This is a genomic window from Thalassotalea algicola (assembly GCF_012932965.1).
Taxonomy (GTDB): Bacteria; Pseudomonadota; Gammaproteobacteria; order Enterobacterales; family Alteromonadaceae; genus Thalassotalea_F; species Thalassotalea_F algicola.
Genome location: NZ_JABBXH010000001.1, coordinates 623,889 through 637,290, shown reverse-complemented (window position 1 = coordinate 637,290; position 13,402 = coordinate 623,889). Strand labels below are relative to the sequence as shown.

13 protein-coding genes are annotated in these 13,402 nt (G+C 40.0%); 12 read left to right on the top strand and 1 reads right to left on the bottom strand.

What is annotated here, in order from left to right; translation table 11 throughout:
• The first annotated feature begins 6 nt into the window (after nt 1–6).
• From tsaE to HII17_RS02875, 11 genes are all read left to right on the top strand, one after another.
• Nucleotides 7–498 carry a tRNA (adenosine(37)-N6)-threonylcarbamoyltransferase complex ATPase subunit type 1 TsaE gene (tsaE, locus tag HII17_RS02925; protein ID WP_169073807.1) on the top strand — a complete coding sequence of 164 codons (492 nt, stop codon included), beginning with the start codon at nt 7–9 and terminating at the stop codon, nt 496–498.
• Complete coding sequence (locus HII17_RS02920; RefSeq protein ID WP_328824448.1) at nt 499–1,815, top strand: N-acetylmuramoyl-L-alanine amidase; 1,317 nt, start codon at nt 499–501, stop codon at nt 1,813–1,815.
• A 3-nt stretch (nt 1,816–1,818) separates the two neighbouring features.
• On the top strand, nt 1,819–3,636 hold the full coding sequence (gene mutL / locus HII17_RS02915; protein ID WP_169073806.1) for a DNA mismatch repair endonuclease MutL: 1,818 nt from the start codon (nt 1,819–1,821) through the stop codon (nt 3,634–3,636).
• A gap of 6 nt (nt 3,637–3,642) precedes the next feature.
• Nucleotides 3,643–4,578, top strand: a complete 936-nt coding sequence (miaA, locus tag HII17_RS02910) for a tRNA (adenosine(37)-N6)-dimethylallyltransferase MiaA (protein WP_169073805.1) — start codon at nt 3,643–3,645, stop codon at nt 4,576–4,578.
• A 92-nt stretch (nt 4,579–4,670) separates the two neighbouring features.
• A complete protein-coding gene (gene hfq, locus HII17_RS02905) occupies nt 4,671–4,919 on the top strand; it encodes an RNA chaperone Hfq (protein ID WP_116016405.1) in 249 nt (82 codons plus the stop codon).
• 39 nt (nt 4,920–4,958) lie between these two features.
• On the top strand, nt 4,959–6,245 hold the full coding sequence (gene hflX, locus HII17_RS02900) for a ribosome rescue GTPase HflX (RefSeq protein ID WP_169073804.1): 1,287 nt from the start codon (nt 4,959–4,961) through the stop codon (nt 6,243–6,245).
• Between the two features lie 61 nt (nt 6,246–6,306).
• Entirely contained in the window at nt 6,307–7,464 is a 1,158-nt protein-coding gene (gene hflK / locus HII17_RS02895) for an FtsH protease activity modulator HflK (RefSeq protein ID WP_169073803.1), read from the top strand.
• Between the two features lie 3 nt (nt 7,465–7,467).
• Nucleotides 7,468–8,352, top strand: coding sequence for a protease modulator HflC (hflC, locus tag HII17_RS02890; protein ID WP_169073802.1), 885 nt, complete (start codon nt 7,468–7,470; stop codon nt 8,350–8,352).
• A gap of 56 nt (nt 8,353–8,408) precedes the next feature.
• Nucleotides 8,409–8,597, top strand: a complete 189-nt coding sequence (locus tag HII17_RS02885; RefSeq protein ID WP_169073801.1) for a DUF2065 domain-containing protein — start codon at nt 8,409–8,411, stop codon at nt 8,595–8,597.
• 126 nt (nt 8,598–8,723) lie between these two features.
• Nucleotides 8,724–10,022, top strand: coding sequence for an adenylosuccinate synthase (locus tag HII17_RS02880; RefSeq protein WP_169073800.1), 1,299 nt, complete (start codon nt 8,724–8,726; stop codon nt 10,020–10,022).
• A gap of 302 nt (nt 10,023–10,324) precedes the next feature.
• On the top strand, nt 10,325–11,566 hold the full coding sequence (locus HII17_RS02875; protein WP_169073799.1) for a malic enzyme-like NAD(P)-binding protein: 1,242 nt from the start codon (nt 10,325–10,327) through the stop codon (nt 11,564–11,566).
• 47 nt (nt 11,567–11,613) lie between these two features.
• Here HII17_RS02875 and metJ read toward each other — a convergent pair whose 3' ends face one another.
• On the bottom strand, nt 11,614–11,952 hold the full coding sequence (metJ, locus tag HII17_RS02870) for a met regulon transcriptional regulator MetJ (RefSeq protein ID WP_169073798.1): 339 nt from the start codon (nt 11,950–11,952) through the stop codon (nt 11,614–11,616).
• Nucleotides 11,953–12,165: 213 nt separating this feature from the next.
• On the opposite strand from metJ, the gene metB reads away from it, so the two are divergent.
• The gene (gene metB, locus HII17_RS02865) at nt 12,166–13,398 is read left to right on the top strand and encodes a cystathionine gamma-synthase (RefSeq protein ID WP_169073797.1); all 1,233 of its coding nucleotides are present in this window, start codon (nt 12,166–12,168) and stop codon (nt 13,396–13,398) included.
• Nucleotides 13,399–13,402 lie beyond the last annotated feature (4 nt).

Here is a 13,402-nt window from a genome sequence, read left to right as displayed (position 1 = left end):
TAACTAATGAAAAAATCTTATTTTCTTGCTGACGAAGCGGCTACAGTAGCGATTGGCGCGGCGATTGCCGATGTAATCAAACACCATATACAAAAAGGTATTGTGGTATTCCTTAATGGCGACCTTGGCGCAGGGAAAACAACACTAACTCGAGGTTTTGTCTGTGGCATGGGACACATAGGCAAAGTGAAAAGCCCGACATATACCTTGGTTGAACCTTATGAATTACCTGATTGGCAGGTTTATCATTTCGATCTTTATCGTCTCGCAGACCCAGAGGAACTTGAGTTTATGGGCATAAGAGATTACTTTAGCGATAACAGTTGTAGTTTTATTGAATGGCCTGAAAAAGGTCAAGGCATGTTAGCCTCGGCAGATTTAACTATAGATATGGTCTACAAAGGTGAGCAACGTGTTATTTCAATATCAACTCAAAGTGAGCTTGGTAAGCATACGTTACAAAAGCTCCAAGAAATTTATCAAGGTAAAGAAATTTAAATGTTAATGGCTCGAACTAAGTTAGTTGTAATATTTCTGGTAACTTGGTTAATCACTTTTACCGTTTATGCCAGCAATCAAATAAAAGGTGTAAGGGTCTGGCCTGCTCCAGAAAACACTCGTATTGTTTTTGATTTGGCTAAAAAGCCAGATTATAGCTATTTCAGTTTAACGGGCCCTAACCGTTTAGTTATTGATTTTAAAAATAGCGAAAATGCCGTCAAACTTGCTAACCTAGCAAAAAATGACAAACGTATCCTTAAAATTCGAACCAGTAAAGCTAAGCAAAAAGGTGCAACACGTGTTGTATTAGAGCTTGCGCAATCCTATCAAACGTCAATTTTTCCATTAGCACCAGCGGGGCAATATGGCGATCGATTAGTTGTTGATCTATACGATAAAAAGTCACTTAGTAAAAAGACTGATAACACAAAAGTTGACGGTAAACGGGATATTGTGGTTGCTATTGTTGCGGGTCACGGTGGTGAAGACCCCGGCTCTATAGGGCCTAAAGGCACTTATGAAAAGCAAGTGACTTTGAGTATTTCAAAAAGATTAGCGAAGTTGATAAATGCTCAGAAAGGATTGAAAGCAAAATTAATTCGCACAGGCGACTACTATATTAACCATAATCGGAAGACGCGATTAGCTCGCCAATATAAAGCCGATTTACTTATTTCGATACATGCTGACGCTTTTACTTCTCCAAAACCAAGAGGGGCATCAGTGCTTGTACAAGATCCACGTCGAGCAAATTCAGAATTTGCTAAATGGATTGCCAATAGACAAAAAGAGTCTGAATTATTGGGCGGCGCAGGCGAAACAATTAAGAAAACAAAAGATAGGAATTTAGCACTAACACTGGCAGATATGAAAAAAGAACATACCATGGCCAGTAGTTATGATTTTGCTGAGCATGTTGTTAATCAATTAAAAAGAGTCACCAAACTTCATAAGAAAAAACCAGAAGGCATGAGTTTAGCCGTACTTAAATCATCCGATATTCCATCGGTATTAATTGAAACAGGCTTTATTTCAAACCCCATTGAAGAACGAAACCTTAATAGCTGGAAACATCAACAAAAATTGGCAAAAGCTATATATAACGCGGTACATAACTATTTTATCGCTAGCCCTCCAGCAGGAACGCTATATGCAACAATAGGCTATAAAAAGCATAAAGTTAGTAGAGGAGAGTCGTTATCAGTGCTGGCAAAGCGATATAAAGTCTCTGTTGGAGAATTGAAAACAGCAAATAATTTACGTTCAAGTACCGTCAAAATCGGCCAAACGCTTAAAATTCCCAGAGCAGAATAATTCATGTCTATCCAAATTTTGCCAGCGCGATTGGCTAACCAAATTGCCGCTGGAGAAGTGGTCGAACGTCCTGCTTCTGTGGTTAAAGAGCTCGTTGAAAACAGCTTAGATGCAGGGGCAAGTAAAATTGTCGTTGATATTGAAAAAGGTGGTGCTAAACGTATCCGTATTTCAGATAACGGGTGCGGAATAAGAAAAGAGGAATTAACCTTAGCACTTAGTCGCCATGCCACTAGTAAAATTAAAGATTTAACTGACCTAGAAGCTATTGCAAGTTTAGGTTTTCGCGGAGAAGCTTTAGCCAGTATTAGTTCAGTAGCACGGCTTACGATGACCTCAAAGCCGGAAAACCAGGAAAGTGCTTGGCAGGCATATGCTCAAGGTCGAGACATGGAAGTGACCATTCAACCGGCTGCCCATCCAAACGGCACGACCATTGAAGTGAACGACTTGTTTTTCAATACACCTGCCCGACGTAAATTTTTACGCACCGAAAAAACTGAATTTTCGCATATCGATGAAGTCATTCGTCGTATTGCTTTGGCGCGCTTTGATGTCAGTTTTGTGCTGACTCATAATGGCAAAATGATTCGAAGTTATCGTGCAGCCGCCAACATGGATCAAAATGCTAAACGTGTTGGGCAAGTATGCGGTCAAAAATTTATAGAAAATGCGTTAACTATAGACTGCCAGCATGAAGGACTTCATTTATGGGGCTGGATTGCGAAGCCTGAATTTTATCGCGCGCAAAATGACCTTTGCTATAGCTATGTCAATGGTCGCATGATGCGAGATAAATTAATTAATCATGGGATTAGGCAGGCCTATGCGGAACTTATTCCAAGCGATGGTTATCCTGCGTTTGTCTTATATCTCGAGTTAGATCATAAAGAGGTCGATGTTAACGTTCACCCAGCCAAGCATGAAGTAAGGTTTCATCAAGGGCGTTATGTTCATGACTTTATTTATTCAGTTTGTCACCAAGCATTACAGAGTGACCTGGCGCAAATGCAGCAGAGCATTGCTGAAGATTCTTATGGAACAGTTACTGAAGTTCAGTATCAAAACCAAGAATATATTAAACCTTTACAACGAGTTGCCGAACCTAGTTCATCTCATGCCTTTTCATCGCCAAAGCGTGATAATCAATCAAGTGGGTTAGCGGCCGCCGCAGCGTCTTACCAATCGTTAATGTCTACTCCTAAACCTAGTGTAGAGGCATTGAAAGGAAATGCTCAAAGTAGTTTAGCCGAAAAACCAACGAGTAAAATATTGTACGTTGTTGAGCCACACTTCGCTGTTATTGTTCTTGATGGTGCTTTGAAGCTGGTCGATTTATTACCAATAGCTGAACACGTCAATACTCAACTTATTGAACAACGGTGGCAGCAAGGGCTAGTAAGCCAACCATTGCTGTTACCTATCGTTGTAGGCCTCGATGAAGCCAAAGTTACTTGGCTGAATCAACATGTCGATTTAATTGAACAAGCGGGTATGACGATACAAATTCGCACTGGTAATAAAGTTCAAGTACGGCAATTTCCTGCGCTTTTACGAGAAAAAGACGTAGCATCTTGCTTAGTGCAAGTACTTGAATTGATTGAGTCTAATACGAGCGAAGAGTCACAATTAAGTGTATTTAAACACAGCTTAGCTAAAGTGATGAGTGAACAACAGTATAGCTTGGAGTCAGCAAATTATTTGTGGCATCAAGCACAAAATGTGCTGTTAGAGCAACTAAATGACTTGTGCCACTTGAATTCGAGTGAAATAGACCTTACATCGGCATTAGCACAATTAAAGAAAGCTCAACTACAATAGCTTATTATGACTACGCTCAATAAACTGCCGCCAGTAATTTGTATCATGGGGCCTACCGCGTCTGGTAAAACAGCGTTGGCGATGGCGTTATATGATGCGCTGCCGTGTGAAATTATCAGCGTAGATTCTGCGTTAGTTTATAAAGGGATGAATATTGGCACTGCAAAGCCTACGCAGGAAGAGCTAGCAAAATATCCGCATCGATTAATTGATTTAATCGATCCGATTAAAAGTTATTCAGCAGCAGATTTTTGTCGAGACGCATTAAAAGCGATTGAAGAAATTCGCCAACAAGGAAAAATTCCGTTATTGGTTGGTGGAACCATGATGTACTTTAAGAGTCTGATTGAAGGGATATCGCCGTTGCCAGAAGCTTCACCAGAAATACGTAAGGTCATTGAGCTGGAAGCTAATGAGCATGGTTGGCAATATATGCATCAATTGCTAGAAAAGGTAGACCCTGTTTCTGCAGAAAGAATTCACCCTAATGATCCACAACGGTTAACTAGGGCGTTAGAGGTTTATAGGTTAACTGGAAACACTTTGACACAATTAACCGCAATTAAAGGTGATACGGTTTCTGGAGATGTTTTACAATTTGCTATAACACCTAAAGAACGAGCAACTTTGCATCAACGCATTGAACTGCGTTTTGAGCAAATGATCGAACAAGGTTTTGAACAAGAAGTTCGTGAATTAAAACAAAGAACAGACTTGCATGAAGATCTGCCATCTATACGTTGCGTTGGTTACCGACAAATGTGGCAACATTTAAATGGTGACTACGATTTTGACGAAATGGTGTTTAAAGGTGTTTGTGCCACTAGACAGTTGGCCAAAAGACAGTTAACGTGGTTAAGAAGCTGGCCGAATTTACATTGGTTGAACATGGAAGACGAAACCAATTTACAGCAAGTTTTATCAGAAGTAAGCAAACTTTAATCTTTGATGTATAATTAGTTTGTTACTGAGTAACTGATATTTAAATAATTTTTACCTTAATTTTATCTAACAATAACAAAAGGGGCCAAAGAATGGCAAAGGGGCAATCTTTACAAGACCCATTTTTAAATGCGCTTCGCCGTGATCGCATTCCTGTAGCAATTTATCTCGTTAATGGCATTAAATTACAAGGCCAGGTAGAGTCGTTTGATCAATTTGTGATTTTACTTAAGAACACGGTGAGCCAAATGGTATATAAACACGCCATTTCAACTGTAGTGCCGGCGCGAGCAGTGAATACTGCACCACAAGGGCAACCAGAATTTAATCAGGACAGCTAATTTTCATGATCAATATTTGTATTGTTTGGAGTTGTTCATTTGTTTGATCGCTATCAGGCAGGTGAACAGGCAATACTTGTTCATGTAGATTTTCCCGATGAAAGCAGCAGAGAAGACTTACAAGAATTTAAAATGTTAGTCTCGTCTGCTGGTGTTAACGCGCTTTCAGTGGTAACTGGTAAGCGTAATTCGCCACATCCAAAATATTTTGTAGGCAGCGGTAAAGCTGAAGAAGTAGCCGATGCTGTCAATTTGTTTGAAGCCAATGTAGTGCTTTTTAATCATGCACTATCACCATCGCAAGAAAAAAATATTGAAGCCTTGTGTCAATGCCGAGTGATCGATCGAACAACACTAATTCTAGATATTTTTGCTCAACGGGCGAGAACTCATGAAGGTAAACTTCAAGTAGAGCTTGCGCAATTAAGGCATATTAGTACGCGATTGATAAGAGGTTGGACTCACTTAGAAAGGCAAAAGGGTGGTATTGGTTTACGTGGGCCAGGCGAAACACAATTAGAAACCGATAGACGACTATTACGTGAACGGATGAATAATATTCGTAAACGTTTAGACAAGGTTGAGAAACAGCGTCAGCAAGGCCGTCGATCTCGTGTTCGAGCGGAGATTCCGACCTTATCTCTAGTTGGTTATACTAATGCGGGTAAGTCAACCTTATTCAACTTGATTACTAAAGCAAATGTTTATGCGGCAGATCAGTTATTTGCCACATTAGATCCAACATTAAGAAAAATCGAAGTTGAAGATGTAGGTCGTGTAATATTAGCCGATACAGTTGGTTTTATTCGACACTTGCCACATGATTTGGTTGCAGCATTTAAAGCGACGTTGACAGAAACCAGAGAAGCAGAGTTATTGCTTCACGTTGTTGATATTGCTGATGAGCGTCGCAGCGAGAACATAGATGAAGTACAAACTGTACTTGATGAAATTGAAGCTGGTGATGTTCCACAATTACTGATTTGTAATAAAATCGATAAATTGCACGATTGCCAGCCTCGTATCGATAGAGATGAAAATGGCATACCTATTCGCGTATGGTTATCAGCTCAAGCCAATTTAGGTATAGAGTTGTTATTTGAAGCGCTAGCTGAGCGAATGGGGCGACAAGTAATTAAACATAGCTTAAGAATACCGCCTACCGCGGGTAAATTTCTTGGAGCACTTTATCAATTGAATTGCATCGCCAATGAAGGTTATGACGAGCAAGGAAATTGCTTGGTAGATATAAAACTACCTGTGCGAGAGTGGAATAGATTGATAAAACAAGATAAAGCGGATGTTGAACGCTTTATTGAAAGTTAAACGGCTGGTATATTATCGGCTTTCATTTTGAATATAAAATTGCAATGTAGCGGAGTCCGTCATGGCGTGGAATGAGCCGGGGAATAACGATAAAGATCCCTGGAAAAATAAAGGTGGCAACAACCAAGGACCACCAGATTTAGATGATTTATTTAAAGATTTAGGTAATAAATTTAACGGTATCTTTGGTGGTAAGTCAGGCGGCTCTACCGGTGGTGGTAATGCTGGCGGTAGCTTTTCAGGTGTTGCAGTTACGCTAGCGTTGTTCATCGCTCTGTTTGCGTACCTATTTACTTGTGTTTACACCATAAAAGAAGCGGAGCGTGGTATTAAACTTCGCTTTGGTGAGTATGTCGGTATCGTAGAACCAGGTTTAAGTTGGAAGTGGACTTTCATTGAAAACATTATTCCGGTAGATGTACAAACTACACGTGACTTACCTGCATCTGGATTTATGTTAACGCAAGATGAAAATGTTGTACGTGTTGAGATGCAAGTGCAATACCGTGTAGAAAATGCACGTAACTATGTGTTCAGTGTAACTAATCCAGATGATAGCTTGAGCCAGTCGCTTGATAGCGCGCTACGTTACGTAGTGGGTCATCAAAAAATGGATGATGTGTTAACAAGTGGTCGTGAAGTTGTTCGTCAACAAGTATGGTCTGAGTTAGAAAAAATCATCGAGCCGTATAATCTAGGTTTAATCATTGTAGATGTTAACTTTAAGGATGCACGTCCTCCTGAAGAAGTTAAAGATGCATTTGATGATGCAATTGCAGCACAAGAAGATGAAATACGCTTCCTTCGTGAAGCAGAAGCATACGCTAGAGGTATTGAGCCTCGCGCACGTGGTCGTGTGAAGCGCATGGAGCAAGAAGCATTAGCTTATAAAGAGCAAACTGTATTAGATGCAGAAGGTGCTGTAGCTCGATTTGACAAGATTTTACCAGAATATCAGGCCGCGCCTGAAGTGACTCGCCAGCGTTTATATATGGCGACGATGGAAAAAGTCTATAGCCGAACAAGTAAAGTGATGGTTGATGTCGATGGTGGCAACAACATTATGTATTTACCATTAGATAAAATTATGCAACAACATTCATCTGGCAGCCGTATAGCGCCACAGTCACCATCAAGTATTTCAACAAATACTTCTAAAAATTCTTCGCCGACCTCTAGTTCAAGTCGCAGCGATCGATTTAACGGTGGGAGAAACTAAACAATGAAAAACTTTATTGTCACTACAGTTTCACTACTTTTTATCTTAGTAGTATCGTCGGTATTTGTTATACCTGAAGGCCAGCGTGGTATTGTATTCCAGTTCTCAAAAATTAAACGTGACGGCGCTACTGGCGACATGCGTATTTATGAGCCAGGTTTACACTTTAAAATTCCATTAATTGAAAATGTGCGTAAATTAGATGCTCGTATCCAAACACTAGATGAAGCGCCAGATCGTTTTGTTACGTCTGAGAAAAAAGATTTGATGGTTGACTCCTATGCGAAATGGCGCATTGTAGACTTCTCAACCTACTATCTACGTACCACAGGTTCTATTGATAATGCTCGTGCACTATTAAAGCAAAAAATTAATAACGGCCTTAGAACGGAGTTTGGTGCTCGTACAATTAAAGAGATTGTTTCGGGCGATAGAGATGCGATTATGGCTAAAGCACTAGAAAGTGCACGCAGTAGTCGTGAAGATCTTGGTATTGAAGTAATCGATGTGCGTGTTAAAGCGATTAACTTACCAACAGAGGTAAGTAACTCAATTTATGATCGTATGCGTGCCGAACGTACTGCTGTTGCCAAAGAGCATCGCTCACAAGGTCAAGAGCAATCTGAAATTATTCGTGCGACTATTGATGCAAAAGTAACTGTTATGTTAGCTAATGCACAAAAAGAGGCGTTTGAAATTCGAGGTGATGGTGATGCACTGGCAGCAAAAATATATGCAGATGTGTACAACAAAGATCCTGAATTTTATAAGTTTTATCGTAGTCTTGAAGCTTACGAAAAAAGTTTTAATGACAAAAGCGATATCATGATTGTTAAACCAGACAGTGACTTCTTCAATTATTTGAAAGATGGCACTAAGTCGAAGTAATTAACGAAAAAGGCCATTTGAAAATGGCCTTTTTTTTCACCTTTTATGCTAGCTTTATGAATTTAGATACTTTAATTATCGCGATAGCAATTGCTTTTCTTATCGAAGGTTTCTTTCCCGCGTTCTTTCCTAATAAATGGCAGGCATATGTTGCAAAGCTTGCGCAAGAGTCGACCACAAATATTCGTAACATTGGCCTTTTCATTATGGCAATAGGCGCAGTAATTTTGTTTGTTGCTATTTAATCTCAAAATATTTCCAATACGCATTAACTGCTTAGCGTAACTGCTGTAAAATTCACCAATTAATACTTGGACTCGTTTTTGAATTTTGATAGAATCGCCGCCTAATTTTCTTACCAACATGTAATCATGGGCAAAAACGTTGTAGTTCTGGGCACCCAATGGGGTGACGAGGGTAAGGGTAAAGTTGTCGACTTACTCACAGACAAAGCAAAGTACGTAGTACGTTATCAAGGTGGCCATAACGCCGGACACACATTAGTTATTAACGGCGAAAAAACTGTTCTTCATCTTATTCCATCAGGTGTTTTACGTGACAACGTAAAATGTTTAATTGGTAATGGTGTAGTGCTATGTCCTAAAGCATTAATGAAAGAAATCACTATGTTAGAAGAACGCGGCGTACCAGTACGTGAGCGTTTATTAATTAGTGACGCCTGTCCTTTAATTCTTCCTTATCACAATGCATTGGACGCAGCACGTGAAAAAGCACGTGGTAGCAAAGCTATTGGTACAACTGGTCGTGGTATCGGTCCAGCGTACGAAGATAAAGTTGCTCGTCGTGGTTTACGTGTTGGCGATTTGTTCTGTAAAGAAACATTCGCTGCAAAACTAAAAGAAATTATGGAGTACCATAATTTTGCATTAGTAAACTATTACAAAGCTGAACCAGTTAGCTATGAAGAAGTATTAGCTGATGCTATGGCTGTAGCAGATATAATTAAAAACATGGTAGCTGATATCGCTGAAATGCTTGACCAAGCACGAAAAAATGGCGAATCAATCATGTTTGAAGGCGCACAAGGTACTTTGCTTGACATCGATCACGGTACATACCCTTATGTAACATCTTCAAATACTACGGTTGGTGGAGTAGCTACTGGTTGTGGTTTTGGTCCTCGCTATTTAGATTACGTTTTAGGTATTACTAAAGCTTACACTACCCGTGTAGGTTCAGGCCCATTCCCGACAGAACTTGATGATGAAATTGGTAATCACTTAGGTACAGTTGGTCATGAGTTTGGCGCAACAACTGGCCGCGAACGTCGTTGTGGCTGGTTTGATGCTGTTGCTATGCATCGAGCAGTTCAAATAAACTCTATTTCAGGTTTCTGTTTAACTAAGTTAGACGTGCTAGATGGTTTGAAAGAGTTAAAAATTTGTACAGGTTATAAAACCGAATCAGGTGACGTTATAACTGTGCCGCCTACAGCCGCTGAAGGCTATGAAAATGTGACTCCAGTATATGAGACTATGTCTGGCTGGGATGAGTCAACTGTTGGTGTAACTTCTATCGATGCGTTACCTGCGAACGCAATCGCATACATTAAGCGATTAGAAGAGGTAACAGGTGTGCCAATTGATATCGTTTCAACAGGTCCAGACCGTAACGAAACAATGATATTAGTTAACCCATTTGACGAATAGTTTTCGTTGATTGAATAAAAACCAGCTACTTAGCTGGTTTTTTTATGTCTAAAAATTAATATTTCTAACAATTTTCTCTGCATATTTACGCAATAAATAAGAATAAAAGGTAAAAGAGCAAATGGTCTAACCTCTTGAATTATATAGCTTGTAGCGATTCGTTATAAGAAAATAGCCTTGTCATTGTTATATTAGATGCAATACCATATAAACAATAACAATAATAAATATAACAAACGCGTGATTTACAAATAGTATCACTTACATAAAGCTACAAGGCAGGTTCACCTGTAGGAACAACAATGACAGATTTAAAACAGCAAGCTCTCGATTACCACGCATTACCTACGCCAGGTAAAATCAGCATCGAGTTAACTACACCTGCTGAGACCAGCAAAGATTTAGCGTTAGCATATAGTCCAGGTGTTGCTGAGCCAGTGCGTGAGATTGCTGAAAACCCCGATGATGTCTACAAATATACGGCAAAAGGAAATACCGTCGCAGTAATTACAAATGGTACAGCAATATTAGGTTTAGGGAATTTAGGGCCGATGGCTTCTAAGCCAGTTATGGAAGGTAAGGCGCTATTATTCAAACGCTTTGCAGGCATTGATTCATTTGATATTGAAGTTAAACATAAAACAGTAGAAGATTTCGTTAGTACTGTGGCGAATATTGCTGACTCTTTTGGTGGTATTAACTTAGAAGATATTAAAGCGCCTGAATGCTTTGAAATCGAACGAGCGCTCATTGAACGTTGTAAAGTCCCTGTTTTTCATGACGACCAGCACGGTACCGCTATTGTTACGGCAGCGGGTATGCTAAATGCGCTAGATATTCAGGGTAAACAATTAAAGCACGCAAATATTGTTTGTATGGGGGCAGGTGCAGCAGCAATAGCTTGTATGGAATTACTAATCAAGTGTGGTGCACAGCGTGAAAAAATTTATATGCTTGATCGCAAGGGTGTTATTCATACGCGTCGTGACGATTTAAACGAATACAAGAAGCTGTTCGCAAACAATACTGATAAGCGTACTTTAGATGACGTTATTGATGGAGCAGATGTATTTGTTGGTGTTTCTGGTCCAGATCTATTATCAGCTGAGCAATTGGCAATGATGGCACCTAACCCTGTGGTGTTTGCTTGTTCTAACCCTGATCCTGAAATTAAACCTGAACTTGCACTAGCCACTCGTGATGACGTTATCATGGCTACTGGTCGTTCAGATTACCCAAACCAGGTAAATAACGTACTTTGTTTCCCATTTATTTTCCGTGGCGCTTTAGATGTTAGATCTCGCGCTATCAATGATGAGATGAAAGTAGCAGCCGTTCATGCCATTAGAGAGTTAGCTAAAGAGCCTGTGCCAGCAGAAGTATTAAAGGCAAGTGGCGATGAAAGCTTGGAGTTTGGCCGTGATTATATTATTCCAAAACCAATGGATACTCGCCTATGTGGTCGTGTTGCAAAAGCAGTAGCACAAGCGGCAGTTGATTCAGGTGTCGCTGCCCTTGAATTGCCAGAAAATTACATGAATTAAAAAACATTCATTATGGTTTAATAAAAAAGGCGCTTTATGCGCCTTTTTTATTCGTCTTCTTCATCATCGCTTTCGTATTGAGAGAAGTCGGTAATACCTTGCTCTTCTAGCGCTCTTCTGACACTTGCAGGCAATTTATGTTCATTATCCTTTGCTAAGTCTTCGTCATCAGGAAGCGGTTGACCTGTAAAGGCGTGCAAAAATGCTTCGCATAATAACTCGCTATTCGTCGCATGGCGCAAATTATTTACCTGTCTGCGAGTACGTTCATCAGTTAGTACTTTCAGCACTCTTAGTGGAATAGAAACTGTAATTTTTTTTACTTGTTCGCTTTTTTTTCCGTGTTCAGCATAAGGGTTGATGTACTCACCATTCCAATCAGCCATTTAGTTACCTCTTGCATTTTTATTCATTAGACGAATTCACTTGTTTTTGCTTGTTATTTTTCTCGCCTATTTTCTAGTAACAAATTGTACTAGTTGACGTAATTCAGTCAACCTATATGTGTAGAAGTTTAGATGTCCAAAAGTTCTTGACCTGGGAAATCAAAACGTTTAGATTTATAGACGTCTAAACATCCATTATCTCAGGTGAACGCGATGAGTGAGAAAAAAGTAGCTACAACTGCGGTAAGAGCAGGTATAAATAGTGACAAGCATCATGGTGCGGTAGTCGCTCCTATTCACCTATCTAGTACTTATTCATTAAAAGGTTTCAATGAAAAACGAGACTTTGATTATTCAAGAACGGGTAATCCTACACGCGCGACATTCGGCCAAGCGATAGCTGATCTTGAAGGTGGTTCGACTGGTATTGTCACGAGTACCGGAATGGCAGCAGTTCATTTAATCTGCCAATTATTATCTGTTGGCGATAAAGTACTTATTCCACACGATTGTTATGGTGGTAGCTACCGACTATTCGTGCATTTAGCTAAACGTGGACAATTCGATGTTTTGGTTGTTGATCAATCAGATGAGCAAGCGTTAGCGGAGGCACTTGTTCAAAAACCTAAGCTAGTGCTAATTGAAACGCCAAGTAACCCACTTTTGCGCCTTGTCGATATCGAAAAAATTGCTAGCGCGAGTAAAGCGGTTGGCGCGATTGTCGCAGTAGATAACACCTTCTTATCGCCAATATTACAGCAACCTCTTTCTCTTGGGGCTGATATTGTTTTCCATTCAACCACTAAATATATCAATGGCCATAGCGACGTAGTTGGCGGTGTCTTAGTCACAAAAACTAATGAACTTGGTGAAGAGTTAGCTTGGTGGGCAAATTGTATTGGCATTACCGGCCCTGCTTTTGATAGCTACTTAGCGCTTCGAGGGCTAAAAACATTGCCATTACGTATGGCGGCTCATCAAGAAAACGCCAATAGCGTAGCGTCATATCTAAATAAGCATTCAGCCGTTGAAATTGTGCATTTCCCAGGACTTGAGGAACACCCTCAACATGAATTAGCTAAGCGTCAGCAAATAGACTTCGGTGCTATGTTAAGTTTCGAACTAAAGGGCGGTGTCGAAGCTGTAAAAGTATTGTTTGATAATTTATCTCTATTCACCTTAGCCCAGTCACTAGGCGGAGTTGAAAGCTTAATTAGTCACCCTTCAACAATGACACATGCGGGAATGGATATAGAAGCACAAAAGGCCGCAGGCATTAGTCAAACCCTTGTTAGGCTTTCAGTTGGTATTGAAGATATAGAAGACATTTTAGCGGATCTCGAGGTTGGTCTATCTGCTAGTCAGAGCGCTAACGTTTCTCCGTTAAGTGCACCTAGTAAACAACCTAAATTTAGAATTAGTGCCGCGCAAGCAGCCGTTTGGTAATACG